Source organism: Mycobacterium palustre, from assembly GCF_002101785.1.
In the GTDB taxonomy this organism is placed as follows: Bacteria; Actinomycetota; Actinomycetes; order Mycobacteriales; family Mycobacteriaceae; genus Mycobacterium; species Mycobacterium palustre.
Window position 1 is genome coordinate 43,292 of record NZ_LQPJ01000127.1, and the last position, 25,491, is coordinate 68,782.

At 69.5% G+C, this 25,491-nt stretch carries 28 protein-coding genes and 4 pseudogenes; 22 read left to right on the forward strand and 10 right to left on the reverse strand.

Going from position 1 to position 25,491, the window contains the following annotated elements; all coding sequences use genetic code 11:
* Positions 1-63: 63 nt before the first annotated feature.
* Positions 64-600, forward strand: a complete 537-nt coding sequence (locus AWC19_RS21210) for an MTB12 family secreted protein (protein WP_085079977.1) — start codon at positions 64-66, stop codon at positions 598-600.
* A 17-nt stretch (positions 601-617) separates the two neighbouring features.
* Positions 618-1,115: an MTB12 family secreted protein gene (locus AWC19_RS21215; RefSeq protein ID WP_085079978.1), complete on the forward strand. Its 498-nt coding sequence runs from the start codon at positions 618-620 to the stop codon at positions 1,113-1,115.
* A 57-nt stretch (positions 1,116-1,172) separates the two neighbouring features.
* Here the strand turns inward: AWC19_RS21215 and AWC19_RS21220 are convergent, their stop codons facing one another.
* The 3 genes from AWC19_RS21220 to AWC19_RS21230 all read right to left on the reverse strand — a co-directional run bounded on the left by AWC19_RS21220 (position 1,173) and on the right by AWC19_RS21230 (position 3,027).
* Positions 1,173-2,045 (reverse strand): sigma-70 family RNA polymerase sigma factor, encoded by an 873-nt coding sequence (locus tag AWC19_RS21220; protein WP_085079980.1) that lies wholly within the window; start codon positions 2,043-2,045, stop codon positions 1,173-1,175.
* Positions 2,042-2,638, reverse strand: a complete 597-nt coding sequence (locus tag AWC19_RS21225; protein ID WP_085079981.1) for a carboxymuconolactone decarboxylase family protein — start codon at positions 2,636-2,638, stop codon at positions 2,042-2,044. The genes AWC19_RS21220 and AWC19_RS21225 overlap by 4 nt, the downstream gene beginning before the upstream one ends.
* 74 nt (positions 2,639-2,712) lie before the next feature.
* Positions 2,713-3,027: a type II toxin-antitoxin system VapB family antitoxin gene (locus AWC19_RS21230; RefSeq protein ID WP_085079982.1), complete on the reverse strand. Its 315-nt coding sequence runs from the start codon at positions 3,025-3,027 to the stop codon at positions 2,713-2,715.
* Between the two features lie 154 nt (positions 3,028-3,181).
* Between AWC19_RS21230 and hrcA the strand changes: the two genes are divergently transcribed.
* The 12 genes and pseudogenes from hrcA (at position 3,182) to AWC19_RS21275 (ending at position 12,589) form a co-directional block, all read left to right on the forward strand.
* A complete protein-coding gene (gene hrcA, locus AWC19_RS21235; protein WP_085079984.1) occupies positions 3,182-4,225 on the forward strand; it encodes a heat-inducible transcriptional repressor HrcA in 1,044 nt (347 codons plus the stop codon).
* Between the two features lie 79 nt (positions 4,226-4,304).
* Complete coding sequence (gene dnaJ, locus AWC19_RS21240) at positions 4,305-5,450, forward strand: molecular chaperone DnaJ (RefSeq protein ID WP_085079985.1); 1,146 nt, start codon at positions 4,305-4,307, stop codon at positions 5,448-5,450.
* A gap of 19 nt (positions 5,451-5,469) precedes the next feature.
* Positions 5,470-6,240: a 16S rRNA (uracil(1498)-N(3))-methyltransferase gene (locus AWC19_RS21245; protein ID WP_085079986.1), complete on the forward strand. Its 771-nt coding sequence runs from the start codon at positions 5,470-5,472 to the stop codon at positions 6,238-6,240.
* The gene (locus tag AWC19_RS31430; RefSeq protein ID WP_342743803.1) at positions 6,237-6,449 is read left to right on the forward strand and encodes a hypothetical protein; all 213 of its coding nucleotides are present in this window, start codon (positions 6,237-6,239) and stop codon (positions 6,447-6,449) included. Before AWC19_RS21245 ends, AWC19_RS31430 begins: the two co-directional genes overlap by 4 nt.
* An 88-nt stretch (positions 6,450-6,537) precedes the next feature.
* Positions 6,538-7,248: pseudogene (locus AWC19_RS30795) on the forward strand (PhoH family protein); the annotation flags it as partial.
* Positions 7,249-7,557: 309 nt separating this feature from the next.
* Positions 7,558-8,058: pseudogene (locus tag AWC19_RS30800) on the forward strand (LAGLIDADG family homing endonuclease); the annotation flags it as partial.
* 267 nt (positions 8,059-8,325) lie between these two features.
* Positions 8,326-8,664 (forward strand): annotated as a pseudogene (locus AWC19_RS30805) (PhoH family protein); the annotation flags it as partial.
* Between the two features lie 7 nt (positions 8,665-8,671).
* Positions 8,672-9,205: an rRNA maturation RNase YbeY gene (ybeY, locus tag AWC19_RS21255; protein WP_085079990.1), complete on the forward strand. Its 534-nt coding sequence runs from the start codon at positions 8,672-8,674 to the stop codon at positions 9,203-9,205.
* A complete protein-coding gene (locus AWC19_RS21260; protein WP_085079991.1) occupies positions 9,202-10,500 on the forward strand; it encodes a hemolysin family protein in 1,299 nt (432 codons plus the stop codon). The genes ybeY and AWC19_RS21260 overlap by 4 nt, the downstream gene beginning before the upstream one ends.
* Positions 10,493-10,813, forward strand: a complete 321-nt coding sequence (locus AWC19_RS21265; RefSeq protein WP_085079993.1) for a cytidine deaminase — start codon at positions 10,493-10,495, stop codon at positions 10,811-10,813. The genes AWC19_RS21260 and AWC19_RS21265 overlap by 8 nt, the downstream gene beginning before the upstream one ends.
* Positions 10,810-11,730 carry a GTPase Era gene (era, locus tag AWC19_RS21270; RefSeq protein ID WP_085079994.1) on the forward strand — a complete coding sequence of 307 codons (921 nt, stop codon included), beginning with the start codon at positions 10,810-10,812 and terminating at the stop codon, positions 11,728-11,730. The genes AWC19_RS21265 and era overlap by 4 nt, the downstream gene beginning before the upstream one ends.
* Positions 11,731-11,806: 76 nt before the next feature.
* Positions 11,807-12,589, forward strand: coding sequence for an SDR family NAD(P)-dependent oxidoreductase (locus AWC19_RS21275; RefSeq protein ID WP_085079995.1), 783 nt, complete (start codon positions 11,807-11,809; stop codon positions 12,587-12,589).
* A gap of 9 nt (positions 12,590-12,598) precedes the next feature.
* On the opposite strand, the gene AWC19_RS21280 is transcribed toward AWC19_RS21275, so the two are convergent.
* The 4 genes and pseudogenes from AWC19_RS21280 to AWC19_RS21290 all read right to left on the reverse strand — a co-directional run bounded on the left by AWC19_RS21280 (position 12,599) and on the right by AWC19_RS21290 (position 16,793).
* The gene (locus AWC19_RS21280) at positions 12,599-14,065 is read right to left on the reverse strand and encodes an aminotransferase class I/II-fold pyridoxal phosphate-dependent enzyme (RefSeq protein WP_085079997.1); all 1,467 of its coding nucleotides are present in this window, start codon (positions 14,063-14,065) and stop codon (positions 12,599-12,601) included.
* 93 nt (positions 14,066-14,158) lie between these two features.
* Positions 14,159-14,380, reverse strand: a complete 222-nt coding sequence (locus tag AWC19_RS31435; protein ID WP_308207189.1) for a RecQ family zinc-binding domain-containing protein — start codon at positions 14,378-14,380, stop codon at positions 14,159-14,161.
* Between the two features lie 736 nt (positions 14,381-15,116).
* Positions 15,117-15,239 (reverse strand): annotated as a pseudogene (locus AWC19_RS31440) (hypothetical protein); the annotation flags it as partial.
* 57 nt (positions 15,240-15,296) lie between these two features.
* Positions 15,297-16,793 (reverse strand): amidase, encoded by a 1,497-nt coding sequence (locus AWC19_RS21290; protein WP_085079999.1) that lies wholly within the window; start codon positions 16,791-16,793, stop codon positions 15,297-15,299.
* Positions 16,794-16,854: 61 nt separating this feature from the next.
* Between AWC19_RS21290 and recO the strand changes: the two genes are divergently transcribed.
* From recO to AWC19_RS21305, 3 genes are read left to right on the forward strand one after another with little or no spacing between them, the layout of a single operon-like run.
* Entirely contained in the window at positions 16,855-17,652 is a 798-nt protein-coding gene (recO, locus tag AWC19_RS21295) for a DNA repair protein RecO (protein WP_085080000.1), read from the forward strand.
* Entirely contained in the window at positions 17,645-18,535 is an 891-nt protein-coding gene (locus AWC19_RS21300) for a decaprenyl diphosphate synthase (protein WP_085080002.1), read from the forward strand. The genes recO and AWC19_RS21300 overlap by 8 nt, the downstream gene beginning before the upstream one ends.
* Entirely contained in the window at positions 18,535-18,963 is a 429-nt protein-coding gene (locus tag AWC19_RS21305; protein WP_085080003.1) for a hypothetical protein, read from the forward strand. Before AWC19_RS21300 ends, AWC19_RS21305 begins: the two co-directional genes overlap by 1 nt.
* Here AWC19_RS21305 and AWC19_RS21310 read toward each other — a convergent pair.
* The 3 genes from AWC19_RS21310 to AWC19_RS21320 all read right to left on the reverse strand — a co-directional run bounded on the left by AWC19_RS21310 (position 18,960) and on the right by AWC19_RS21320 (position 20,923).
* Positions 18,960-19,961: an alpha/beta fold hydrolase gene (locus tag AWC19_RS21310; RefSeq protein WP_085080005.1), complete on the reverse strand. Its 1,002-nt coding sequence runs from the start codon at positions 19,959-19,961 to the stop codon at positions 18,960-18,962. The genes AWC19_RS21305 and AWC19_RS21310 overlap by 4 nt on opposite strands.
* Before the next feature lie 147 nt (positions 19,962-20,108).
* Positions 20,109-20,501, reverse strand: coding sequence for a Fur family transcriptional regulator (locus tag AWC19_RS21315; RefSeq protein WP_085080006.1), 393 nt, complete (start codon positions 20,499-20,501; stop codon positions 20,109-20,111).
* Complete coding sequence (locus tag AWC19_RS21320) at positions 20,498-20,923, reverse strand: ArsR/SmtB family transcription factor (RefSeq protein WP_085080008.1); 426 nt, start codon at positions 20,921-20,923, stop codon at positions 20,498-20,500. The genes AWC19_RS21315 and AWC19_RS21320 overlap by 4 nt, the downstream gene beginning before the upstream one ends.
* A 191-nt stretch (positions 20,924-21,114) precedes the next feature.
* On the opposite strand from AWC19_RS21320, the gene AWC19_RS21325 reads away from it, so the two are divergent.
* The 5 genes from AWC19_RS21325 to AWC19_RS21345 all read left to right on the forward strand — a co-directional run bounded on the left by AWC19_RS21325 (position 21,115) and on the right by AWC19_RS21345 (position 25,367).
* On the forward strand, positions 21,115-22,512 hold the full coding sequence (locus tag AWC19_RS21325; RefSeq protein ID WP_169718138.1) for a glycine--tRNA ligase: 1,398 nt from the start codon (positions 21,115-21,117) through the stop codon (positions 22,510-22,512).
* Between the two features lie 281 nt (positions 22,513-22,793).
* Complete coding sequence (locus tag AWC19_RS21330) at positions 22,794-23,990, forward strand: PPE family protein (RefSeq protein ID WP_085080085.1); 1,197 nt, start codon at positions 22,794-22,796, stop codon at positions 23,988-23,990.
* 332 nt (positions 23,991-24,322) lie between these two features.
* Complete coding sequence (locus AWC19_RS21335; protein ID WP_245849209.1) at positions 24,323-24,649, forward strand: hypothetical protein; 327 nt, start codon at positions 24,323-24,325, stop codon at positions 24,647-24,649.
* Between the two features lie 101 nt (positions 24,650-24,750).
* Complete coding sequence (locus AWC19_RS21340) at positions 24,751-25,047, forward strand: WXG100 family type VII secretion target (RefSeq protein WP_066914021.1); 297 nt, start codon at positions 24,751-24,753, stop codon at positions 25,045-25,047.
* Between the two features lie 35 nt (positions 25,048-25,082).
* Positions 25,083-25,367 carry a WXG100 family type VII secretion target gene (locus AWC19_RS21345; RefSeq protein ID WP_085080012.1) on the forward strand — a complete coding sequence of 95 codons (285 nt, stop codon included), beginning with the start codon at positions 25,083-25,085 and terminating at the stop codon, positions 25,365-25,367.
* Positions 25,368-25,491: the final 124 nt, after the last annotated feature.

The window sequence follows — 25,491 nt, forward strand, 5'->3', positions numbered from 1 at the left end:
GAGACACACAACAGCAGTCACAGAGGGCACACTTAGAACACACGGCATCGGCCGGTTACGGCCATGCGGAAACAGGGGAGGAACCTGACCGTGCGAATCACATCACTCGTCACCGGCGTGGCGGTCCTGGGCGCGATCGGCGCGGCGACCTTCGGGGCGTCGTCCGTCGCATCCGTCGCGAACGGCGAGGTCCCGGTGCGGCTGGCCGCGGTCGGCGCGCCCTTGCCGGCGGATCCGGCGCCGGCCCCGGCAGTCAATGTCCCGAGCGCCGACCAACTGACGGGCTTGCTGAACAGCCTCGCCGATCCCAGCGTGCCGTTCGCGAACAAGAGCAACCTGGTCGAGGGCGGCATCAGCGGAATGGAAGCCCACATCGCCGACCGCAAGCTGAGCAAGGCCGCCAAGAACGGCGACCTGCCGCTGGCGTTCAACGTCACCAACATCCAGCCGGGCGGGCCGGGCGCGGCCACGGCCGACGTCGCGGTGTCGGGCCCGAAGATCCTCAGCCCGGTCACACAGAACGTCAAGTTCGTCAACCAGGGCAGCGGGGTGCTGTCGCGGGCCTCGGCGATGGAGTTGTTGCAGGCCGCCGGGCAGTGAGGCCTTAAGGGGGAACCATGAAATCTGTCATCACCGGTGTGGCGGCGCTTGCCGTCATCGGCGGCGGGGCCGCGGGGATCGCCGCCGTCGCGGCGCCCGTGGCCGAGGTGCAACTGGCCGGGGTCGGTGCCCCGTTGCCGCAGGACCCGCCGCCGGCGCCGGGATTGCCGACGCCCGAGCAGTTGTCGACCCTCTGCAACCAGGCCACCGATCCCGGTGTGTCGTACACGACCAAGAACAACCTGGTCGAAAACGGCATCACCCCGGACGAGGGCCACGTGGCCGACCACGACCTGCGAAAGGCCTACCGCAACGGCAACTTCCCGGAGACCTTCACGGTGACGAACATCGCGCCGGCCGGCCCGAACGCCGCCCAGGCCGACGTCGCCATCGCGGGGCCGAAGTTCGCGGGACCGGTCACCAAGCACCTCGCGTTCGTCAACCAGGGCGGCAACTGGGTGCTGCAGCACGATGCGGCCATCGCGCTGATCCAGGCGGCCACGGCCACGGGCTAAGCCCGATCGATGGGCGGCGACCCTCTTCGCCCGGCTCCGCCGCGCCCGCGGTCGCCGCTAAACCGCGCTCAAGTCGATCCGGGCGATGCGCTCGGGGTCGGCGAGCACGTCGATCGCCGCCACCCGCGCGGCGCGCACCACGAATCCCATGATGGCGCTCGCCCGCCCGTCGACGAAGATGACGGCGCCGGCGGCGCCGTTGACCGTGGCGGGGCGCACCTCGCGCCCGGGGCCGGCGTAGCTGCGCGCCAGCCGGGCCACGTTGGCCGCGCCCTCGGCGCGGAACGGGGGCGCGCCCGCGCCGAGGTCGCCGCGCAACACCACGCCGGGGTCCAGCACCGACACCAGCCGGTCGAAGTCGCCGCTGCGCCCCGCCGCGAAAAACGCGTCGACGGCCTCGCGTTGGACGCCGATGTCGCCGTCGGGGGTGGGTTCGGCCTGCTCGATGCGCCGGCGGGCCCGGCTGGCCAGCTTGCGCGTCGCCTCCGGCGTCCGGTCGACGATGGGTGCGATCCGGTCGAACGGCACGGCGAACACGTCGTGCAGCACGAAGGCCAGTCGCTCCGCCGGCGGCAGGGTGTCCAGCACCACGAACAGCGCCAGGCCCACCGCGTCGGCCAGCATCGCCCGGTGCTCGGGGTCGAATTCGCCTTCCGCGTCCACGATCGGATCCGGCAGCTGCGCCACGAGCTCCTCCCGTCCGCGGGCATGCCGGTCGCGCAGCGCGTTCAGGCAGATGCGGGCCACCGCGGTGGTCAGCCAGGCGTCGACGTTGGCGATCTCGGCGTCGGTGCGGCTCAGCCGAATCCACGCCTCCTGCACCGCGTCCTCGGCGTCGTCGACCGAGCCGAGCATGCGGTAGGCGATCGCGCCCAGCCGCGGCCGCGCGGCCTCGAAGCGCGCGGCCAACGACGCACCGGGTGCGCTCACGCGCGGCCGGTCTCGGGCAGGGCGCACACCCGGTCGCCGGAAAAGCCGGACGACCCAATGCCGAGCGCGACGTTGAACCGCGCCCGCAGGTTGCCCAACGTGATGACGTGCGTGAGCCCGACGAGTTGCGGGGTGTCGAAGTGGGCGCGCAACGCGTTGAACAGTTGATCGCTCACCTGCACCGGGGTGCGGCTGATCGCCGTCGCGTAGTCGAGGATCAGCTTGTCGACATCGGAAAAGCATTGGGCGTTGCGGTAATCCGACAGGGCGAGGAGCTCCTCGTCGGTGATTCCCCACTGGCGGGCGATCTGTGAACCCAGGTCGATGCAGTACTCGCAGCGCACCGTCGTCGCCGCCTTCAGCTCGGCCAGGGCGCGTACCCGGGGGCTGAGGATGTCCAGCTTCGATTCGGCCTGCTCCAGCTTTCCGTAGGCGCTGAGCAGCCGCGGGATGTGCGCATACATGCGCAGCGGCTCGAGCATCCCGACGGTCTCTAGGCCGGTCATCTGCGCCAGTTTGCGCCTGGTGAAGAAAAAGGCGATCTTGGCGCCCAGGCCGGCGTCGCGGTCGGAGACTCCTTGAAGGCGTGCCATGGCGGTCCTCCTCGAACGTGGTCTTTGCTACGTCGACACCCGGCGACGCAGAAACGTGACCGCACCCAGGAAAGCTACGTCGGCTGCCGCAGCGGCGTGTCCATGTCGAACACCCGGGCGTGCAGCACGGTGCGGTTCCGCAGCGCGGCCCGCACGGCGCGGTGCAGCCCGTCCTCGAGGTATGTGATGCCCCTCCACCGCACCGCGTGCGGGAAGAGGTCGCCGTAGAAGGTCGAGTCCTCCGAGAGCAGGCGGTCCAGCGCGAGCACCGTCGTCGTCGTGACCAATTCGTCGAGCCGGATCTGCTGCGGCGGTATCTGGGACCAATCCCTGTAGGACAGCCCGTGATCGGGGTACGGCTTGCCCTCGCGCACGCCCTTGAAAATCATGGGCGCAGCCCCCGCGAGGCGTCGCCTGGGCCCGATGGACACATGAGGGACAGATTAGTCGGGAACTTGCCGAAGGTCCCCGCCGGACGCCCGTGAAATGGCAGTTCGCCCCGCGTGAGACCGTAAACTGGACGCGATCAAGGAGGTGGGTGCGATGGGAAGCGCCGACGAGCGCCGTTTCGAGGTGCTGCGAGCCATCGTCGCCGACTTCGTCGCCACCAAGGAACCCATCGGTTCGAAGACCTTGGTGGAGCGTCACAACCTGGGCGTGTCGTCGGCGACCGTGCGCAACGACATGGCGGTGCTGGAGGCTGAGGGCTATATCGCCCAGCCGCACACCAGCTCCGGGCGGGTGCCCACCGAAAAGGGCTACCGCGAATTCGTCGACCGCCTCGAGGACGTCAAGCCGCTGTCGTCGGCCGAGCGGCGCGCTATCCAAAGCTTCCTGGAGTCCGGCGTCGACCTCGACGACGTGCTGCGCCGGGCGGTGCGGCTGCTGGCCCAGCTGACCCGCCAGGTCGCGGTGGTGCAGTACCCGACGCTGTCGACGTCGACGGTTCGCCACCTGGAAGTGATCTCGCTGACGCCGGCCCGGCTGCTGATGGTGGTCATCACCGACACCGGCCGGGTGGACCAGCGCATCGTCGAACTCGGCGACGTCATCGACGACCATCAGCTTGCCCAGCTGCGCGAGATCCTGGGCCAGGCGCTGGTGGGCAAGAAGCTTTCGGCGGCGTCCACCGCGGTCGCGGACCTGGCCGGCGAACTCGACGGCCGCAGCGGGCTGGCCAACAGCCTCAGCGACGCCGTGGGGCGCTCGGCCACGGTGTTGCTGGAGTCGCTGGTCGAGCACACCGAAGAGCGGCTGCTGATGGGCGGCACGGCCAACCTGACCCGCAACGCCGCGGATTTCGGGGGCTCGCTGCGGTCCATCCTGGAGGCCCTCGAGGAGCAGGTGGTGGTCCTGCGGTTGTTGGCGGCGCAGCAGGAGGCCGGCAAGGTGACCGTCCGCATCGGCCACGAGACGGCCGTCGAGCAGATGGCGGGCACCTCGGTGGTGTCCACCTCCTACGGCACCTCGGATACCGTGTACGGCGGCATGGGCGTCCTCGGGCCCACCCGGATGGACTATCCGGGAACTATTGCCAGCGTCGCCGCGGTTGCTCTCTATATCGGCGAAGTGTTGGGTGCTCGATGAACGCGCACCCTGCGGAGGCCTCTGCGGAGGCCTCCGCAAACGGCTCTGAAGAGGCTGAAGAGGCTTAGAAAGGTCAGGCGTGGCACGCGACTACTACGGGCTGCTCGGGGTGAGCAGGAACGCCAGCGATGCGGAGATCAAGCGCGCTTACCGCAGGCTGGCGCGCGAGTTGCATCCCGACGTCAACCCGGACGAGGCCGCGCAGGCGAAGTTCAAGGAGATCAGCGCCGCCTACGAGGTGCTGAGCGATCCGGAGAAACGCAGGATCGTCGACCTGGGCGGGGACCCTTTGGAAAGCGCCGCCGCGTCGGCCGGCGGCTTCGGTGGATTCGGCGGCCTGGGCGACGTGTTCGAGGCGTTTTTCGGCGGCGGCTTCGGCGGCGCGTCCGCCTCCCGCGGCCCGACCGGCCGGGTGCGGCCGGGGTCGGACTCGCTGCTGCGGATGCGGCTGGATCTCGAAGAGTGCGCGACCGGCGTGACCAAGCAGGTCACCGTCGACACCGCGGTGCTGTGCGACCGCTGCCAGGGCAAGGGCACCAACGGGGATTCCGTGCCGGTCCCGTGCGACACCTGCGGGGGTCGCGGCGAGGTCCAGACGGTGCAGCGGTCCCTGCTGGGCCAGATGGTGACGTCGCGGCCCTGCCCCACCTGCCGCGGCGTCGGCGTGGTCATCCCCGACCCGTGTCACCAGTGCATGGGCGACGGCCGGGTGCGGGCCCGCCGGGAGATCAGCGTCAAGATCCCCGCCGGCGTCGGCGACGGCATGCGCGTCCGGCTCGCCGCCCAGGGCGAGGTCGGCCCCGGCGGTGGTCCCGCCGGTGACCTGTACGTCGAGGTCCACGAGCAGCCCCACGACATCTTCGTGCGCGAGGGCGACGACTTGCACTGCACGGTGTCGGTGCCGATGGTCGACGCGGCGCTCGGCGCCACCGTCACCATCGACGCCATCTTGGACGGCAAGAGCGAGATCACCATCCCGCCGGGCACCCAGCCGGGCACGGTCATCACGCTGCGCGGCCACGGCATGCCGCACCTGCGGTCGGGGGTGCGCGGCGACCTGCACGTCCACGTCGAGGTGGTGGTGCCCACCCGGCTGGACCACCACGACGCCGAACTGCTGCGCGAGCTGAAAAACCGCCGCAGCCGAGACGTCGCCGAGGTGCGCTCCACACACTCCGGGGGCGGGCTGTTCAGCAGGCTGCGTGAGACGTTCACCGGCCGCTAGATTTCAGGTGCCGCTGTAGATGGTGGCGACGCTGTTCTATGTCGACGCACTGCCCGACACCGGCGGCTTGGCCGTCGTCGACGGCGACGAGGGCTTTCACGCCGCCACCGTGCGGCGCATCCGTCCCGGGGAGGAACTGGTGCTCGGCGACGGCGGCGGCGGCCTGGCCCGCTGCCGGGTCGAGCACGCCGGGCGCGACGGCCTGCGGGCCCGCGTGCTGAAACGCTGGGGCGTCGCGCCGGGGCGCCCGGCGGTCACGGTCGTGCAGGCACTGCCCAAGTCCGACCGTTCCGAGCTGGCCATCGAATTGGCGACCGAAGCCGGCGCCGACGCGTTCCTGGCCTGGCGGGCGGCCCGGTGCGTCGCCACCTGGGAGGGGCCCCGGGTCGACAAGGGCCTGCGCCGGTGGCGTGCCGTCGCCCGCTCGGCGGCCCGCCAGTCGCGCCGGGCGCACATCCCCGCGGTGGGCGGCGTGCTGTCCACCGTCGAGCTGATCGGGCGCGTCGGCGAGGAGACGGCGGCCGGATCGGCCGTGCTGGTCTTGCACGAGTCGGCCACCGACCGGCTCGCCGATACCCATGTCGCCCAAGCGGATTCGGTGTGGCTCGTGGTCGGCCCCGAAGGCGGCGTCGCGCCGGAGGAGATCGCCGCGCTGACCGACGCGGGCGCGGTCGCGGTGCGCCTCGGTCCCCAGGTGCTGCGGACGTCGACGGCCGCCGCGGTGGCGCTGGGCGCGCTGGGCGTGCTCACCCCGCGCTGGGATGGCGCCGGTCCGGACGGCGGCGACTGACGCGCGCGCGGCTTTCCGGCGCCGTCGAGGCCGGCCGCATCCCGCAGCCGATCGAGGCCACCGCCCTGACCATGCTTGGCGCGGTGCGCGAGGCCACCCGCTACGTCGCGCGGGCGGAAGATCACGGCACGGCACGCCGGGAAGCCGGCGCCGTCACCGACCGGCTGATCCGGGCCCTGACCCGCAAGCGACGGCGGCGAGGAGGCTGACCAACCGGGGCCCCCGGCGTAGACTGAGACGGCTTAGCGAACCCCGACAAGCCCCTGACAAAACGAGGAAGCAGGTATCGGAAACCACGTGACGCCCCGCGAAACCAGCGCTGCCGACGCATCTTCGGGCTCTGCTCAGGTTCGCAGCAGCATCGATGTTCCGCCCGACCTCGTCGTGGGCCTGCTCGGCTCGTCTGACGAAAACCTGCGCGCCCTCGAACGCACCCTCAGCGCCGACCTGCATGTGCGGGGCAACGCCGTCACCCTGTCCGGTGAGCCGGCCGACGTCGCGCTCGCGGAGCGGGCGGTCTCCGAGCTCGTCGCCATCGTGGCCAGCGGGCAGCCGTTGACGCCGGAGGTGGTCCGCCACAGCGTCGCCATGCTGGTCGGCACCGGCAACGAGTCACCCGCCGAGGTGCTCACCCTCGACATCTTGTCGCGGCGCGGCAACACGATCCGGCCCAAGACCCTGAACCAGAAGCGCTACGTCGACGCCATCGACGCCAACACCATCGTCTTCGGCGTCGGCCCCGCCGGCACCGGCAAGACCTATCTGGCCATGGCGAAGGCCGTCCACGCGCTGCAGACCAAGCAGGTCTCGCGCATCATCTTGACCCGGCCGGCGGTGGAAGCCGGTGAGCGCCTTGGCTTTTTGCCGGGCACGTTGAGCGAGAAGATCGACCCGTATCTGCGCCCGCTCTATGACGCGCTGTACGACATGATGGACGCCGAGCTCATCCCCAAGCTGATGTCCGCCGGGGTGATCGAGGTGGCGCCGCTGGCGTACATGCGGGGTAGGGCGCAACCGGTGTTCACCAATGTGTTGACCCCCAACGGGTTCCGGCCGATAGGCGAACTGCGGGTCGGTGATTTCGTGATCGGCGCCGACGGGTGCCCCACCGAGGTCCTGGGCGTCTATCCGCAGGGCTTCAAAGAGATCTACCGGGTCCACACCCAAGACGGAGCCTCCACGCTCGCGTCCGGTGATCACCTGTGGTCGGTGTACACGCGGGGAGATCGGAGGGGCGGCAAGCCGGCACGCGTGCTGCAGACCAAGGAGATGATCGGGAACCTCCGGGCGGCGCACCATTACCGCTACGAATTGCCCATGCTCAGCCGGCCCGCGCGCTTCGCCGCACGTGAGGTGCCGCTCGATCCCTACGCGCTTGGCCTGCTTCTAAGCGATGGATGCCTGACCTGTGCCACGACACCAAGCTTCGCGACGGGGGATCCCGAGCTTGCGGCGTCTCTTGGACGGTTGATCACCGGAATCGAAGTTCGGCGCAAGACAGACGTCGATTACACACTGAACCGCATCCCTCGCCCCGGTGAGGGCCGTGCCGCGCAGAACCCGGTGACCGGCGCGCTTCGTCGACTTGGCCTGGCGGGCTTGCGGCCGGACACCAAGTTCGTCCCCACGGACTACCTACTCAACGCACCTGAGGTGCGGCTGGGGGTTCTGCAGGGTCTCTTGGATTCCGACGGGGGTCCGGTCACGCAACAGGGTCGTAGTTGCCGCATTCGGTTCACGACGGTGTCCGCTCGACTCCGCGACGACGTGGTTTTCCTGGTGCGGTCGCTGGGCGGAGTCGCCTACCCGCGCACCGGGCCGGCCGAAGGGCGCAAACCGGGGCTTGCCCGCGGACGCGACGCGCATCACCGATGTGACGCGCACATCGTCGACATCCGCTTGCCGCAGGGCGTCGTTCCATTCCGGCTCGCCCGCAAAGCCGCGAAATACGATGCGGCCGGCGGCGGCCGGCCGATGCGTTTCATCGACCGAATCGAGCCCGCGGGCACCGAGGAGGCGGTATGCATCCGGGTCGCCGCGGCGGATTCGCTCTACGTCACCGAGGATTTCTTGCTGACGCACAACACGCTCAATGACGCCTTCATCGTGCTCGACGAGGCGCAGAACACCACCGCCGAGCAAATGAAGATGTTTCTCACCCGACTGGGTTTCGGGTCGAAGATCGTCGTCACCGGCGACATGACGCAGATCGACCTTCCCGGCGGCGCGCGCTCGGGCCTGCGGTCGGCGATCGACATCCTCGCGAGCGTCGAGGACATCCACATCGCCGAGCTGACCAGCGTCGACGTGGTGCGCCACCGGCTGGTCTCGGAGATCGTCGACGCCTACGCCCGCTACGAAGAGCCCGGCTCCGGGATGAACCGGGCGGCTCGGCGCGCATCGGCGACGCGTAGTCGCCGATGATGGGCTCATGAGCATCGAAGTCGCCAACGAGTCGGGCATCGACGTCTCGGAAGCCGAACTGGTCAGCGTCGCGCGGTTTGTGATCGCCAGGATGGACGTCAACCCGAGCGCCGAGCTGTCGATGGTGCTGTTGGATAGCGCGGCGATGGCCGACCTGCACATGCGCTGGATGGACCTGCCCGGCCCCACCGACGTGATGAGCTTTCCGATGGACGAGCTGGAGCCGGGCGGTCGGCCCGACGCGCCGGAGCCGGGGCCGTCGATGCTGGGCGACATCGTGCTGTGCCCGGAGTTCGCCGCCGAGCAGGCGGCCGCGGCGGGCCACAGCCTGGGACATGAGTTGGCGCTGTTGACGATTCACGGCGTGCTCCATCTGCTCGGTTACGACCACGGCGAGCCGGACGAGGAAAAAGAGATGTTTGCCCTGCAGGATCGGTTGCTCGAGGAGTGGGTCGCCGAACAGGTCGAGGCCTACCAGCAGGACCGCCAGCAGGAGCGGGACCGCCGATTGCTCGACAAGTCAAGGTATTTCGACAGTTGAGCGGCGTTTCTCAGCTGCTCGGCGCGATCGCGCTGATCGCTCTGGGCGGCCTCTTCGCGGCGATTGACGCGGCCGTCAGCACCGTGTCGCTGGCCCGCGTGCAGGAACTGGTGCGTGACGAGCGGCCCGGCGCGGGGTCGCTGTTCAAGGTGATGAATGACCGCCCGCGCTACATCAACCTCGTCGTGCTGCTGCGCATCGTCTGCGAGATCACCGCGACCGTGTTGCTGGTGGTGTTCCTCTACGACAACTTCGGCATGACATGGGCGTTGTTCGGCGCGGCCACCATCATGGTGGTGACCAGCTTCGTCGTCATCGGCGTGGGCCCGCGCACCCTCGGCCGCCAGCACGCGTATTCCATCGCGCTGTCGACGGCCCTTCCGCTGCGGGCGATTTCATGGTTGTTGATGCCGATCAGCCGGCTGCTGGTGGTGCTGGGCAACGCGCTGACACCGGGCCGCGGCCTGCGCAACGGCCCGTTCGCGTCCGAGATCGAACTGCGCGAAGTCGTCGACCTGGCGCAGCAGCGCGGTGTGGTCGCCGCCGACGAACGCCGGATGATCCAGTCGGTCTTCGAGCTCGGTGACACCCCGGCCCGCGAGGTGATGGTGCCCCGCACCGAGATGATCTGGATCGAAAGCGACAAGTTCGCCAGCCAGGCGACGAACCTGGCGGTGCGCAGCGGGCATTCCCGCATCCCGGTGATCGGCGAGAACGTCGACGACATCGTCGGCGTCGTCTACCTGAAAGACCTTGTGCAGCACACGTTCCTGGCGCCCGACGGCGGGCGGGACACCAAGGTGTCGCAGGTGATGCGCCCGGCGGTGTTCGTTCCCGACTCCAAGCCGCTGGACGCGCTGCTGCGGGAGATGCAGCGCGACCGCAACCACATGGCCCTGCTGGTCGACGAGTACGGCGCCATAGCCGGCCTGGTCAGCATCGAAGACGTGCTGGAAGAGATCGTCGGCGAGATCGCCGACGAGTACGACGAGGCGGAGACGGCGCCGATAGAGGAGTTGGGCGACAACCGTTTTCGGGTTTCGGCGCGGCTGCCGATCGAGGACCTCGGCGAACTGTACGGGGTGGAGTTCGATGACCTCGACGTGGACACGGTGGGCGGCCTGCTGGCCCTGGAACTGGGCCGGGTGCCGTTGCCGGGCGCCGAGGTCGTGTCGCACGGCTTGCGGCTGCGCGCCGAGGGCGGCCCCGATCACCGGGGGCGGGTGCGGATCAACACCGTCCTGCTCAGCCCGCTCGAAACGGACGGTTCGCAGCCCGGAGGGTCCCATGAGTGAGCGGCTGGACGCCGAGGACGCCAAGCTGGTGACGCTGGCGCGCGCGGCGATGGCCCGCGCCGACGCGCGAAGCGGCGCCGCGGTCCGCGACGTCGACGGGCGCACCTATGCCGCTGCGCCGGTGCGCTTGTCGAGCCTCGAGCTGACCGGCCTGCAGGCGGCGGTGGCCGCGGCGGCATCCAGCGGCGCGACCGGGTTGGAGGCCGCCGTCTTGGTGGCGGCGTCCGCGGACGATCCGGGGATCGCCGCGGTGCGCGAACTGTCGCCGACGGCGGTCGTCATCGTCACGGATCGCGCCGGGAACCCGTTGTGACCCCCAGCGCGCGCGGCCACGCCGAATTCCGTTCCGGCTTCGTGTGTCTGGTGGGCCGGCCCAACACCGGCAAGTCGACGCTGACCAACGCCCTGGTCGGCGCCAAGGTGGCCATCACCTCCACGCGGCCGCAGACCACCCGGCACACCATCCGGGGGATCGTGCACCGGGAGGGCTTCCAGATCGTCCTCGTCGACACCCCGGGCCTGCACCGGCCCCGCACCCTGCTGGGCAAGCGCCTCAACGATCTGGTCCGCGACACCTACGCCGAGGTCGACGTGATCGGGCTGTGCATCCCTGCCGACGAGGCGATCGGGCCGGGGGACCGGTGGATCGTCGAGCAGGTTCGCGCGGTCGCGCCCAACACCACGCTGGTCGCCGTCGTCACCAAGATCGACAAGGTGCCCAGGGACCGGGTGGCCGCGCAGCTGGTCGCCGTGAGCGAACTGGTCGGCGGTTCGGCCGAGATCGTTCCGGTGTCGGCGGCCACGGGCGAGCAGGTCGACGTGCTGATCGAGGTTTTCGCCGCCGCGTTGCCGCCCGGTCCGGCCTACTATCCCGACGGTGAGCTCACCGACGAGCCCGAGGAGGTGCTGATGGCCGAGCTCATCCGCGAGGCGGCGCTCGAGGGGGTGCGCGACGAGCTGCCGCACTCCCTGGCGGTGGTGATCGACGAGGTCGCCAGGCGCGACGACCGGGACGATCTGATCGACGTGCACGCGATCCTCTACGTGGAACGCGACAGCCAGAAGGGCATCGTGATCGGCAAGGGAGGCGCCAGGCTGCGCGACGTGGGCACCACCGCGCGCGGGCACATCGAGAAGCTGCTCGGCAGCAAGGTGTACCTCGACCTGCGCGTCAAGGTCGCCAAGAACTGGCAGAGCGATCCCAAACAGCTTGGCCGCCTTGGCTTTTGACCACTTGCGTCCCGGGCGGGCGGCCGCGTCGACCCGACGAAGGTTTGGCCGGGCGGCGGGCGGGTAGCCGTCGCGTATGACGCAACCGCAACTGGCGCTGGTGACCGGCGCATCCAGTGGCATCGGGTTCGAACTGGCCAAGCAGTTCGCCGAGCACGGCTACGACCTCGTCGTGGCCGCCGACGACGATGCCATCCACGACGTACCCGAGAAGCTGTCCGAATACGGCGCGGCCGTGCAGCCGGTTCATGTGGACCTGCGCACGCCCGAAGGGGTCGAGCACCTGTATCAGAGCGCGATCGAAGGCGACCGCGCGCTGGCCGCGGCGGCGCTCAACGCCGGCGTGGGCCGCGGCGAGATGTTTTTGAAAAGCGAGCTCGCCGACGACCTCAGCATCGTCGACCTCAACGTGCGCTCGACCGTGCACCTGGCCAAGCTGGTGCTGCGTGACATGGCGAACCGCGGCGCGGGCAAGGTGCTGTTCACCTCCTCCATCGCCTCGCAGATGCCCGGCTCGTATCAGCCGGTGTACAACGCGTCGAAGTCGTTCGTCCAGTCGTTCGCGGAGGCGCTGCGCGACGAATTGCGCGACACGGCAATCACTGTCACGGCGCTGATGCCCGGACCCACCGACACCAACTTCTTCAGCCGCGCAAAGATGGTCGACTCGCTGATGGGCAAGGGGCCAAAGGACGATCCGGCCCAGGTGGCCCGGCAAGGGTTCGAGGCGCTGATGCGCGGCGATCGGAAGGTCGTCGCCGGCTCGGTCCTCACGAAGGTCATGGGCGCGGCCAACCACGTCCTGCCCGATCAGGTGAAAGCCGTTGGCAACCGGGTCCTTTCGATGCCGCGGAGCTGATCGCGGACGCTAGGCGAGCACCCGGATCGTCTGCAGCGACGGGTCCGCGGCGTCCGGGACGTTCATGCCGGCACGCGCGCCCGAACACAGGTAGTCCAGCACCGCGTCGTTGAGGCGCTCGCCCGGCACGACGGCCGGGATGCCGGGGGGATACGGCGTGATCTGTTCGGCCGCGACGCGGCCCGCGGCCCGCTTTAGGGGCACCGCCTCGACGCGGCCGAAGAACGCCTCCCGCGGCGAGCAGACGTTGTCCAGCTGCAGCTCGGTGGGTGAGGGCAGCTCGATCCGGGGCGACGGATCGAAGCCGTCGGCCGCTTTGCGCCACGCCCGCAGCGCCTCGGTGAGCCGGCTCGCGGTGGACTTGTCGTCCGCAAAGGACAGGGTCGCCAGGATGCGGCGGTGATCGCTCATCCCGACGTCGACGTGGGCGTTGGCGCGCAGCCAGTCGGCGGCCTGATAGCCGGAGGTGCCCGTGCGCGACACGTCCATCATCACCTGCAGCCGGTCCAGGTCGTGGGATGCCTCCACCCCGAGCAATTCGTCGTCGAGCACCTCGACGTCGGGAATCATTTCGATCTCCTGACGCAGTTGCGCCGCCAGATCCAGTGCGGCACCGAGCAACTCGTGGCCGTGCTCGACCATCTGCCGCCGCCACCCGTCCATCGCCGAATAGACCAGGACGTTGGGGCTGGTGGTCATCAGCAGGTCCGCGCACGCCGACAGGCGGTCCTGGTCGATGCGGTCACCTTGCAGGTGAAACACCGAGCCCTGTTCGAAGCCGGCGCCCATCTTGTGCACGCTGACCACGCAGACGTCCGCGCCGGCATCCATCGCCCAGGTGGGCAGGTCCTCGTGGAACGGCAGGTGGGCGCCCCATGCCTCGTCGATGATCAGCGGCTTGTTGCGCGCGTGGCACACGTCGGCGATCCCGGCGATGTCGGCGCAGGTTCCGTACGGGCTGGGGCTCACGACGAGCGCACCGGCGGCGTCGGGATGCTGCTGCCAGGTCTCCTCCACCTCTTGCGGTGAGGGCGGGTGCGAGAAGTGCCGCTCGGCGTCCCAGCGGGGAGTGATCCAGCGCGGCTGCACGCCGGAAAAGATCAGGCCGGCCACCACGGACTTGTGGCTGTCCCGGCCGACCAGCAGGCTGCCACCGGACTCTCCGCCGCCGGCCACCGCCATCATCGCGGCCTTGACCGACAGCGAACTTCCGCAGGTGGAAAACCACGCGACGTCGGCGCCGACGGCCTCGGCCATCAGATCCTCGGCCCGCTTCAGGTACTGGTTGCTGGTCTTGCGGTCGTCCAGGCCGCCGCTGGCCAGCACGTCGTCGAGGAAGGGTTCGCGGCCCAGCACGGCCAGCACCCGGTCGTCGGTGCCGCGGCCCTGCCGGTGGCCGGGCGGCGTGAACCCGTACCGATGCTTGTCGTGGTAGTCGGCCAGCGCGTCTAGCAACGGGGCTTCGGATTGGTCCATTGCCACGGGATACCCGTCTCGTCGCGGGCTACCCGCACGCCGGCTCGGCGATCGGGTCGTCGACCTCGAGCAGTCCGTTTTCGCACAGCGCGGTCATCGACAACGTGCGGTAACCGAATTCCTCGAAAAGCACGGTGATCGATCGCAATTGCCGCACGGCCCCGCCAGCTGTTCGCCGAAGTAGGAAAGCAGGAAAACCCTTCGGCAGGAACGGGTTTCGGAGTATCCGCGCATCATCTCGACGCGGCTGAGATCGACGCGTTCGCGCAGGTCGACAGCCTGCACGGCCGCGGTCACGGCCGCATCGGGGGACATTATCGTGGTCACGAAGCCCTTGCGCGTGGAGCGGACCGCCCCGGCCTCGTCGAGTATGTTGATCGCGTTGGTCAGCGTGCGTGGGCGAACGTCCAGCCGCTCGCGCAGCTCCTTCGGTCGCAGCGGACCGGCCCCGTCCAGGGCCCCGTGGACGGCGCGCAGCAGCGCCTCGTCGGGGTGGCCCGCGGTGAAAAACCGTGCCAGTCCCAGGTCTTCGGGGCGGTAGAACAGCAAGGCCAACGCCAAGTCCCTTGGCGCGCAAGCCTTCCGCGTACGCCTCGGCGTCCTTGCGGGTGGCCACGTACAGCAGTCCCGGCCCGGGCAAGCCGGGCAGCGTATCGAGCACCGCCCGCCGCTTCTCGTCGGTGTCGAGGTGGCGTTCTACCCTCAGGCGCAGGTTCGGCCGGTCGAAACCGGCGACGACGATAGCGGGATCGCGCAGCCCGAGGCGGTCCACGATATCGCGGCGCACCACCACCGACGCGGTCGGGGTCGACGCGACGATCGGGATCGCCTCCCCGCGCCGGCGAAAAACGTCGGCGAGCCGTCGATAGTCCGGCCGGAAATCGTGTCCCCACGCCCAGACGCAGTGCGCCTCGTCCACGACGATCAGCGACAGCTCGGCGCTGCGCAGCCTGTCGACCACCTCGTCGCTGGCCAGCTGTTCGGGCATCCCGCCGGTCAGCGCGGACGGGACCTGGTGGATCGCCGACTTGCCCGACCCGGTGGGCATCACCGCGAGCAGGTCTCGGCCGCGCAGCACCGCCTGCATCGCTTCGCGCTGGTCATCGGTCAGCTGCTGCCAGCCGAATTGGCGGCGCGCGACGGCGTCGAGGCTGTCGCCAGCCGGTGTTTGCATTGCGGTCAACTGCCCGGTGTCGGAGACGCCAAACGACGGCCGCAGGCGGACCGCCGCCTACCGCCCGGGCGGGGGCGCGCCGGCCGGGGGCGCCTCGTTGCCGGCGGTCCACCACACCGGCGGTTGCTTGGTCGACCAGCCGCACACGGCCTCGAGCTCGGCGGCCAGCGAGATGAGCATGCCTTCGCTGTTTGCCGGACCCATCAATTGCACCCCGATCGGCAAACCGTCGGAGGTAAATCCGGCCGGCACGTTGATCGACGGCCAGCCCAGCACGTTCCACGGCCACGTCAGCGGGCACGCGCCGATCATGGCGCGGTCGGTGCCGATCCCGCCCAACCGGTCGAAGGCGCGCGCCAGCGGCGGCGGCTGGGCGGTGGTGGGCGCCAGCACCACATCGACGATGTCGAAGATCGAGCCCACCCGCCGCTGGGCGGCGGCCTCGTGGCGGCGCGCGCTGCGCAAGATCGCCTCGCCCATCACGTGGCCGATGCGCAGGTTGGCCTGGGTGCGGGGGTCCAGGACGACGCCGTCGCCGAGACGCTCCTCCCAGTCCCGGAGGCCCGCGGTGGATCGGGCAAGGAAGTCCCAGGACAGCCGGACGCCGTAGTCGGGGTTGCCGGGCACCACGGTGTGGCCGAGCAGCTCGAGCTGCCGGCCCACCGCCTGGGTCGCGGCGAGGATCTCCGGGTGCAGCTTGGCGCGGAAGCCGGTGTACGGAAACCGCGTGGACAGCGCGATGTTGAGCGGACCGGGCGCGATCCCGACGTAGTCGGACGCCCTGATCGGCGGCGGTTTGTGCCGGTCACCGTCGACGTTGCCGCTTGCGGCGTCGAGCACCAGCGCGGCATCGGCGACCGTGCGGGCCAGCACCCCGTTGACCGTGATGCCGTTGAACGCTTCGGGCAGCGGCCAGGTGGAGATCCGGCCGCGCTGCGGCTTGATGCCCACCAGGTGCGTCCACGCCGCCGGGATCCGAACGCTGCCGGCGCCGTCGGAGCCGATCGCCGCGGTCACCAGGCCCGCGGCCACCGCCGCCGCGCTGCCGCCCGACGATCCGCCCGGGGTGTGCCGGCGCGACCAGGGGTTTCGGGTGTGCCCGAAGCCGGGGCCGCTGGTGAACGGCCACTGGCCCAGTTCGCAGGTGTTCGTCTTGCCGACGATGACCGCCCCGGCGGCCTTCAGGCGGCGCACCACCTCGGAGTCGTGGGTGGCCGGCGGCACATATCCTTCCGTGCCGAATGCCGTCGGCACCCCGGCGATGTCGACGTCGTCCTTGACCGCGATCGGGATGCCCAGCAGCGGGGCGGTGTCGCCGGCCGCCCGCCGGCGATCGGCCTCGGCCGCGTCGGCCACCGCCGACTCGGTCAGCACCACCCGGAAGGCGTTGAGGGTCGGCTGGCTTTCGTGGATGGCGTGCAGCGAGCGACGGACCAGGGTGAGCGACGTCACCGAGCGGTTGGCCAGCTGATAGAGCAGGTCGGTGAGGGTGGGCAGGCGCTGGCTGCCGGAGCCCGAGGTGGACCCGGTAACGGACCCGGTAGCGCCAATCACGGGGTACGAGACTAACGGCGCGGATACCGGCAATGTCGCGGCGGGGTGCAAAACTATTGTGATGCGGCTATATCGAGACCGGGCTGTGGTGTTGCGCCAGCACAAGCTCGGCGAAGCCGACCGGATCGTCACCCTGCTGACCCGCGACCACGGGCTGGTGCGCGCGGTGGCCAAGGGGGTTCGCCGCACACGCAGCAAATTCGGCGCGCGGCTGGAGCCGTTTGCTCACATCGACGCGCAGCTGCATCCCGGCCGCAACCTCGACATCGTCACCCAGGTCGTTTCCATCGACGCGTTCGCCACCGACATCGTCAGCGACTACGGCCGGTACACGTGCGGGTGCGCGATGCTGGAGACCGCCGAACGCCTCGCCGGCGAGGAGCGGGCGCCGGCCCCGGCCCTGCACCGGCTCACGGTGAGCGCGCTGCGGGCGGTGGCCGACGGCCGCCGCCCCCGCGACCTGCTGCTGGACGCCTACCTGTTGCGGGCGATGGGCATCGCCGGATGGGCGCCGGCGCTGACCGAGTGCGCCCGGTGCGCCACCCCCGGTCCGCATCGGGCGTTCCACGTCGCCGCCGGCGGCAGCGTCTGTTCGCGCTGCCGCCCGGCCGGCTCGACGACGCCGCCGCCGGGGGTGCTGGACCTGATGTCGGCGCTGCACGACGGGGATTGGGAGTTCGCCGAGCAGGCACCGCAGTCGCACCGCAACTACGTCAGCGGCCTGGTGGCCGCGCACCTGCAATGGCACACCGAACGGCAGCTCAAGACGTTGCCGCTGGTAGAGCGGGCGTATCAGCCCGACCGCGCGATCGCCGACCGGCGCGCGGCGCTGCTCAGGCAGGATACGGCCTGTGGCTAAAGCGGAGCGCAGGCCGAAGTCGCCCGACTTCCCGCAGCTACCCCCGGCGCCCGACGATTACCCGGTCTTCCCCGACAAGTCGACGTGGCCGGTCGCCTTCCCCGAGCTGCCGCCGTCCGCCGACGGTGGCCCGCGCCGGCCGCCGCAGCACATCTCCAAGGCGGCCGCGCCGCGGATCCCGGCCGACCGATTGCCCGGCCACGTCGCCATCGTGATGGACGGCAACGGCCGTTGGGCCACCCAGCGAGGGCTCAACCGTACCGAAGGACACCGGGCCGGTGAGGCAGTCGTGATCGACGTCGTCTGCGGGGCAATCGAGGTGGGCATCAAGTGGCTGAGCCTGTACGCGTTTTCCACCGAGAACTGGAAGCGGTCGCCCGAGGAGGTCCGGTTCCTGATGGGGTTCAACCGCGACGTGGTGCGCATGCGCCGCGTGAACCTCAACACGATCGGGGTGCGGATCCGCTGGGTGGGATCGCGGCCCCGCCTGTGGCGCAGTGTGATCAACGAATTGGCGATCGCCGAGGCGATGACGCGGGGCAACGACGTCATCACGGTCAATTACTGTGTCAACTACGGCGGTCGCGCCGAGATCGCCGATGCGGCAAGGGAAATCGCCCGGCTCGCCGCGGCCGGCAAACTCAACCCGGACCGGATCACCGAGTCGACGATCGCGCGTCACATGCAGCGGCCCGACATCCCCGACGTCGACCTGTTCCTGCGGACGTCCGGGGAGCAGCGGTCCAGCAATTTCATGCTGTGGCAGTCCGCCTACGCCGAGTACATCTTTCAGAACAAGTTGTGGCCCGACTACGACCGCCGCGACCTGTGGGCGGCCTGCGAGGAATACGCCGCGCGCAATCGAAGGTTCGGGACCGCATAGTGCCGTCACTGCAGGAGCGGTTGACCTCAATACTCCGCGACGTCCTTCCCGTCGAGGAGGAATCCGACGGCGCGCTGACGGTGCGCCATAGCGGGACGCTGGCGTCGCTGCGCGTGGTGACCATCGCCGACGACCTCGACCTGATATCGCTGACCCAGATCTTGGCCTGGGATCTGCCCCTGACCAAGAAGGTCAGCGACCAGCTCGCCAGGCAGGCCCGCGACAGCAACTTCGGCAGCGTGACGACGGTCGAGAAGGTCAGCGACGAGGCCGTGCAACGCAATTCGGGCAAGGGCGCGGCCAAGGTCGCCGACGTGATGCTGCGCTACAACTTTCCGGGCGGCGGCCTCACCGACGACGCGCTGCGCACCATGATCCTGTTGGTGCTCGACACCGGCGTCGAGATCCGCCGCGCGCTGATTGCCTAAGACACCGCCGACACCGTCGCCGCGGCGGCGACGTCCTCGCCGGCCCCGGCCCGCAGCAGCTCGCGCAGAAGCTCCCGGTCGTGGTAGGCGGGGCCGGTGGAGTCGACGAACCGTGCGAGCACCTCGACGAAGCGATCCGGGTGATCGCTGAACGGCATGTGCCCGGAGTCTTCAAAGATCTCCAGGCACGACCCGGGAATCGCCGCGTGGGCGGTCCGGGCGTGTTCGACCGGGATGATCGGGTCGTCTTGGCCCCAGATCACCTGCACCGGAACGTGTTGCATCAGGTGGACCCGGTCCAGCATGGTGACGTATTGGCCGCGCGCGTCCACCACCGACCGCAGGGTGCGCGCAAACGCCGACAGCGCCCGCGGCTCCAGGAAGCCCTCGAGCAGAGCCACAACGTCGGTGGCGTCGCGCCCGAACTTGGTGGAGCCCAACGTCTTTCCGATCGCGCGGCCAAACAGCCGGATCGCGGGCATCACGCCGGGGGTGCGCAGGGCGGCCAGGGCCTCGGCGCCCATCGGCATCGCCGCCAACCGCAGCGCGATGCCCACCTCCTCGTCGACGCCGCCGGCGCTCACCAGCACGATCCGCTCGACCAGTTCGGGGTACTGATAGGCGAACTGCATCGCCACGCCGCCCCCGAAGGAATGGCCGACGACCGTGACGCGGTCGACGCCGAGCACGGCGAGCAGGTCCCGCATGCCGTTGGCGAAGGCCGGCAACGAGTAGTCGGCGCGCGGCTTGTCGGATTCGCCGTGGCCCAGCAGGTCGGGCGCGATCACCGTGAACCGTTGCGCGAGCTTGGCGTGCACCGGCTCCCACGCCGTGGAGTTGTCACCGACGCCGTGGATCAGCAACAGAGCCGGCCCGGAACCGGCGATCCGAAAGGCGCGGCGGTAGCCGTGGATGGTGCGGAACTGCAGTGACGGCGTTTCGACGTCCCGCACCGGCCGCAGGTGTGGCCCCGCAAAAGGTAGGGCGTGGTTCCGCATCGTGTTCTCGCTTCCCTTGAGTCCTGGTTGCCTCGGCCGTGGGCCGCTCATGGGTAGGAGCACGCGGCGTGCGCGTATCGGACGCTTTTTTCAGAACTTTTTTCTCGGGTCACCAAGGAGACGCCGCGGCGGCCGGATCGGTTCAGTCTAGGAGCCGCACCCCGAGCACGTTCCGAAGATCTCGATGGTGTGGCTGACGTCGGAGAACCCGTGGTTGGCGGCCACCTGGGCCGCCCACTCCTCGACCTCGCGGTCACCCACCTCGACGGTGGAACCGCAGCTGCGGCACACCAGATGGTGGTGATGGTGCTCCGAGCACCTGCGGTAGACCGACTCGCCCGTGTCGGTGCGCAGCGTGTCGACCAGTCCCGCCGCCGCCATCGACTGCAGCGTCCGGTAGACGGTGGTCAGGCCGATGTTCTCGCCGCGGCGCCGCAGCTCGTCGTGCATCTCCTGGGCCGAACGGAAGTCGTCGAGCGTCTCCAGCAGCGTCGATATCGCCGCCCGCTGCCGGGTGCTGCGGACACTCGCGCCAGTCATGGGGTGTCCTCGCCGGCGTGCGCCACCGCGTCGACGACGATGTGCGCGAGGTGATGGTCGGCGAGCCGATAAAGCACCTCGCGACCGGACCGTTCGCCGGCGACCACGCCCGCCGCCTTCAGGATCTTCAAATGCTGGCTGACCAGCGGCTGCGGCACCCCGAGCGCGTCGACGAGTTCGTGGACGCAGCGGTGCGACTCGCGCAGCTGTAACACGATGGCGATGCGCACCGGCGCGGCCAGCGCGCGCAGCAGCTCCCCGGCGGCGTCGAGAATCTCCCGCGGCGGTGGCACCGGATAGTCGGGGAACAGGGAGCGCTCAGCGGGCCCGGCCTCGCCATGTTCGTGGGCCAAGACCGTCAGGCCCGCTCCGATGGCGCCGTCGGCGGCGGGTGTCGGGGACGTCGAGGGGGACATCGCCATGGGAGAGTCATCACCTCGAGAAGTGCCGGGATAGGCGGGATAGGGGAGTGCCCGCCAATGAAAGACGATCGCCTTCCACTGTCACATGCATGATGACGCATGTCAAAGACCGCGACGCAGGTCGATACCATGGCGGATGCTTTGCGAGCGGCGGTCCGCCGCCGCACCCGGCTACCCGATCTCGAAAGGGAGTGCACCGCCCCGTGGCGTCCGTCATCGACACCGTAGTGAACCTGGCCAAACGGCGGGGCTTCGTCTACCCCTCGGGCGAGATCTACGGGGGCACCAAATCGGCGTGGGACTACGGCCCGCTGGGCGTGGAGCTCAAGGAGAACATCAAGCGGCAGTGGTGGCGCGCGGTGGTCACCGGGCGCGACGACGTCGTTGGCCTGGACTCGTCGATCATCCTGCCGCGCGAGGTCTGGGTGGCCTCCGGCCACGTCGAGGTGTTCCACGACCCGCTGGTCGAGTGCCTGAACTGTCACCACCGCCACCGCCAGGACCACATGCAGGAGGCGTACGCGGCCAAGCGGGGCATCGCCGATCCCGATTCGGTGCCGATGACCGAGATCGTCTGCCCCGACTGCGGCACGAAGGGGCAGTGGACCGAGCCGCGCGAGTTCAACATGATGCTCAAGACCTACCTCGGACCGATCGAGACCGAGGAGGGGCTGCATTACCTGCGGCCGGAAACCGCGCAGGGCATCTTCGTGAACTTCGCCAACGTGGTGACCACCGCCCGCAAGAAGCCGCCCTTCGGGATCGGCCAGATCGGCAAGAGCTTCCGCAACGAAATCACTCCCGGCAACTTCATCTTCCGCACCCGCGAGTTCGAGCAGATGGAGATGGAGTTTTTCGTCGAGCCCTCCACCGCTAAGGAGTGGCATCAGTATTGGATCGACACCCGGCTGCAGTGGTATGTCGACCTCGGCATCAACCCGGAGAACATGCGGCTCTACGAGCACCCCAAGGACAAGTTGTCGCACTACTCCGACCGCACCGTCGACATCGAGTACAAGTTCGGCTTCGCGGGCAATCCGTGGGGTGAGCTGGAGGGCGTCGCCAACCGGACGGACTTCGACTTGTCAACGCACGCAAAGCATTCCGGCGTCGACCTGTCGTTCTACGACCAGGTCAACGACACCCGGTACACGCCCTACGTGATCGAACCGGCGGCCGGTCTGACCCGGTCGTTCATGGCGTTTCTGATCGACGCCTACGCCGAGGACGAGGCGCCCAACGCCAAGGGCGGCATGGAAAAGCGCACGGTGCTTCGGCTCGACCCGCGCCTGGCGCCCGTCAAGGCCGCGGTGCTGCCGCTGTCGCGGCACGCCGATCTGAGCCCCAAGGCCCGCGACCTGGCCGCCGAATTGCGCAAATGCTGGAACATCGAGTTCGACGACGCCGGCGCCATCGGGCGGCGTTACCGCCGCCAGGACGAGGTGGGCACGCCGTTCTGCGTGACGGTGGATTTCGACTCGCTCGACGACGACGCCGTCACCGTGCGCGAGCGCGACGCCATGACCCAGGACCGCGTGGCCATCGGCGCCGTCGCCGACTATCTGGCCGCCCGGCTGAAGGGCTGTTAGGGCCGAACGAAAAGACGTTCGGGACCGCGCACTTGTTCACGTTTCGGACGGGCGGCTCGGCCCCGCCGCTCACCGGCCGTCTGGGCTACTCGCGGGGCCGGTGGACCGCCGGGAACTTCCACGTTGTCGACAGGATCCGGATTTGGCGAAACCAGGGATTTTTGGAACGGAGTTGACATACGATCCAGCGGTGGCGGTAGGCATTCGCCTGTTCGCCTCAGGTAGACATTGGCTATGTGGTTGACGGAGCCGCTGAGGCGGCTGGACGTGTTGGGGTTGTGATGCTTCCTGCTTTTACGTTCTTCCCGCCCGAGATCAACTCGGCGCTGATGTTTGCCGGTGCCGGTTCGGGGCCGCTGTTCATGGCCGCGTCGGCCTGGGACGGCCTGGCCGCCGACCTGGCGGGCGCGGCGTCGTCGTTCTCCTCGGTGATCACCGGGTTGACCAGCGGGCCGTGGGCCGGCCCGTCGTCCGCCTCGATGGCGGCGGCGGCGACGCCGTACGTGGGATGGTTGAGCGCGGCCGCCGGGCAGGCCGAGACGGCGGCCGCCCAGGCGCGCTCGGCGGCGACGGCGTTCGAGTCCGCGCTGGCGGCGACCGTGCCGACGGCGGCGGTGACCGCGAACCGCGCTCAGCTGATGGCGTTGATCGCCACGAACATCCTCGGCCAGAACACGCCGGCCATCTTCATGACCGAGTTCGAGTACATGGAGATGTGGGCCCAGGACGTGGCCGCGATGCTCGGCTACCACGCCAGCGCGGCATCGGTCGCGGCGGCCCTGCCGGCGTTCAGCGTGCCGCCGGTGAGCCTGGCCGGCCTCTCGCAGCTGGTGGCGCCGCTGGCCGGCGTAGCGACAAGCGTGGCGACGGAAGCAAGCAGCGCGCTTGCCGCTACCCCCTTGAGTGCGGTCGGGACGGCAGTCAGCGCGGCGGTTGGCTCGTCGGCCAGCCAGGTGTCGGCGCTGGCGTCACCCATTTCCACGGTCGCCCAGGTCGGGATGATGCCGGTGAGCATGATGATGTCGCCGATCATGATGGCGGCCCAGGCGGGCATGAGCGCAAACCCCGCCGCCGCGCTGGCCGGTGCGAATGCCGCCGCCGACGTGCCGAAGTTCGTCGGCGACGCCGCCCCGATGAAGGGGCTGGGCGGCGGCGCCGGGCTGGGCGGCCTGGGTGGCGCCTCGGCCGGCCTGGGCAAGGCCCGCCTCGTCGGGGCCATGTCGGTGCCCCCGACGTGGCAGGGGTCCACGCCCGCGCGGATGGTCAGTTCGGCGATGTCGGGCATGGGTGCCGAGATGGCCAACGCCGCGCCGGCGGCGGCCGCCGCGCCGATGGGCGGCATGCCGATGATGCCGATGCCGATGGGTGGCATGGGCGGCGGCGGCATGCCGGGCGGAATGCTTGGACGCGGCGGGGCGAGCCCGAACCATGTGGTGCAATCCCGGCCCAGCGTGGTGCCGCGCACCGGGGTCGGATAGGTCGAAATGATGGCACCACCGGCGCCGTCAGGCGATCTGGTCGGATCTCATAAGCCGCCGAGGGCGCGGGCGACATCGCGGGGGGACAGCGGTGCCGCCCGCGCCCTCGGCGCGTTTACCGGCCGGCGATCCGCTTCGCCCGGCCCCCTCGCTCACAAGCCCGCGTTCGGTGCCCGTCCGTCGGGTCGAGGGTCGCAAATCTTCTCATCAAGCGAAATCGGTCAATCGCGGATATTGTCTTCAGGATTGACTTACGATTCTTCAGTGCTTGGCGGTGAATGACTTCACCACCGGGCTCGACGGTACGAGAAACGGCTGTGGAAGGAGGCAGTGTGTTATTGCCTCTTGGTTCGCCGCTGCCGGATGACGCGGTGTCGGCGAAGCGGGGTGAGTCGGGGATGCTCGGCGGCCTATCGGTCCCGCTCAAATGGGGCGTGGCCGTTCCGCCGGATGACTATGACCACTGGGCACCGGAGCCGGAAGACGGCTCCGACGCCGTTGGAACGGCGGCCGACGGGCTGGGCCCGGAGGCGACCGAGCCCGGCATGGACGAGTGGAACGAATGGGGCGAGTGGAGCGAGTGGCAAGGCGAAGCCGAGCCCCGCTTCGACATGCCGCGCACAACCAGCGTGATACCGAATTCTCCGGCGGCCGGTTGAGAGAGGGCACGCAATAGCTTCTACGCCGCGTAGCAGCCAGCTGCGACGGCTTCGCGTACGGACAACTGAACACAAAATTCATCCAGAAGGAGAAAGGCAACATGGCAACACGCTTTATGACTGACCCGCACGAGATGCGGGCGATGGCGGGCCGTTTTGAGGTCCACGCTCAGACTGTTGAGGACGAGGCCCGCAAGATGTGGGCGTCGTCGATGAACATTGCCGGTGCGGGCTGGAGCGGCCAGGCGCAGGCGACCTCCTACGACACCATGGGTCAGATGAATCAGGCGTTCCGCAACATCGTGAACATGCTGCACGGGGTGCGTGACGGGCTGATCCGCGACGCCAACAACTACGAGCAGCAAGAGCAGGCTTCCCAGCAGATCCTCGGCAGCTAGCCGACGCAACGCTTTCGATTCGAAAGGACATCACGATGACCATCAATTACTCCTTTGGCGATGTGGACGCCCATGGCGCCACGATTCGCGCTCAGGCTGCGGCGCTGGAGGCCGAGCACCAGGCCATCGTTCGCGATGTGCTGGCCGCTGGTGACTTCTGGGGTGGCGCCGGTTCGGTGGCCTGCCAGGAGTTCATCACCCAGTTGGGTCGCAACTTCCAGGTGATCTACGAGCAGGCCAACGCCCACGGCCAGAAGGTGCAGACGGCCGGCAGCAACATGGCCAGCACCGACAGCGCCGTCGGCTCGAGCTGGGCCTGACAAACACCGGTTAGCGGCGGCGCGCCGGCATCCAGCCGGTGCGCCCGCCCCAAACCGACAAGCAGTGAACAACCACCCCCCGGGCGCCGCCCGGGGGGTGGTTGCTTTCGGAGGGCTCCAAAGC

Coding starts and splice junctions, on each gene's coding strand:
- AWC19_RS21280 (WP_085079997.1), bottom strand. CDS start 14,065: ATGGACCAATCCGAAGCCCCGTTGCTAGACGCGCTGGCCGACTACCAC.
- AWC19_RS21210 (WP_085079977.1), top strand. CDS start 64: ATGCGGAAACAGGGGAGGAACCTGACCGTGCGAATCACATCACTCGTC.
- recO (WP_085080000.1), top strand. CDS start 16,855: ATGCGGCTATATCGAGACCGGGCTGTGGTGTTGCGCCAGCACAAGCTC.
- AWC19_RS21245 (WP_085079986.1), top strand. CDS start 5,470: ATGGTGGCGACGCTGTTCTATGTCGACGCACTGCCCGACACCGGCGGC.
- AWC19_RS31435 (WP_308207189.1), bottom strand. CDS start 14,380: ATGTCCCCCGATGCGGCCGTGACCGCGGCCGTGCAGGCTGTCGACCTG.
- AWC19_RS21315 (WP_085080006.1), bottom strand. CDS start 20,501: ATGACTGGCGCGAGTGTCCGCAGCACCCGGCAGCGGGCGGCGATATCG.
- AWC19_RS21345 (WP_085080012.1), top strand. CDS start 25,083: ATGACCATCAATTACTCCTTTGGCGATGTGGACGCCCATGGCGCCACG.
- AWC19_RS21340 (WP_066914021.1), top strand. CDS start 24,751: ATGGCAACACGCTTTATGACTGACCCGCACGAGATGCGGGCGATGGCG.
- AWC19_RS21330 (WP_085080085.1), top strand. CDS start 22,794: ATGCTTCCTGCTTTTACGTTCTTCCCGCCCGAGATCAACTCGGCGCTG.
- ybeY (WP_085079990.1), top strand. CDS start 8,672: ATGAGCATCGAAGTCGCCAACGAGTCGGGCATCGACGTCTCGGAAGCC.
- AWC19_RS21230 (WP_085079982.1), bottom strand. CDS start 3,027: ATGATTTTCAAGGGCGTGCGCGAGGGCAAGCCGTACCCCGATCACGGG.
- AWC19_RS21310 (WP_085080005.1), bottom strand. CDS start 19,961: ATGCGGAACCACGCCCTACCTTTTGCGGGGCCACACCTGCGGCCGGTG.
- AWC19_RS21320 (WP_085080008.1), bottom strand. CDS start 20,923: ATGGCGATGTCCCCCTCGACGTCCCCGACACCCGCCGCCGACGGCGCC.
- AWC19_RS21225 (WP_085079981.1), bottom strand. CDS start 2,638: ATGGCACGCCTTCAAGGAGTCTCCGACCGCGACGCCGGCCTGGGCGCC.
- AWC19_RS21275 (WP_085079995.1), top strand. CDS start 11,807: ATGACGCAACCGCAACTGGCGCTGGTGACCGGCGCATCCAGTGGCATC.
- AWC19_RS21215 (WP_085079978.1), top strand. CDS start 618: ATGAAATCTGTCATCACCGGTGTGGCGGCGCTTGCCGTCATCGGCGGC.
- AWC19_RS21265 (WP_085079993.1), top strand. CDS start 10,493: ATGAGTGAGCGGCTGGACGCCGAGGACGCCAAGCTGGTGACGCTGGCG.
- hrcA (WP_085079984.1), top strand. CDS start 3,182: ATGGGAAGCGCCGACGAGCGCCGTTTCGAGGTGCTGCGAGCCATCGTC.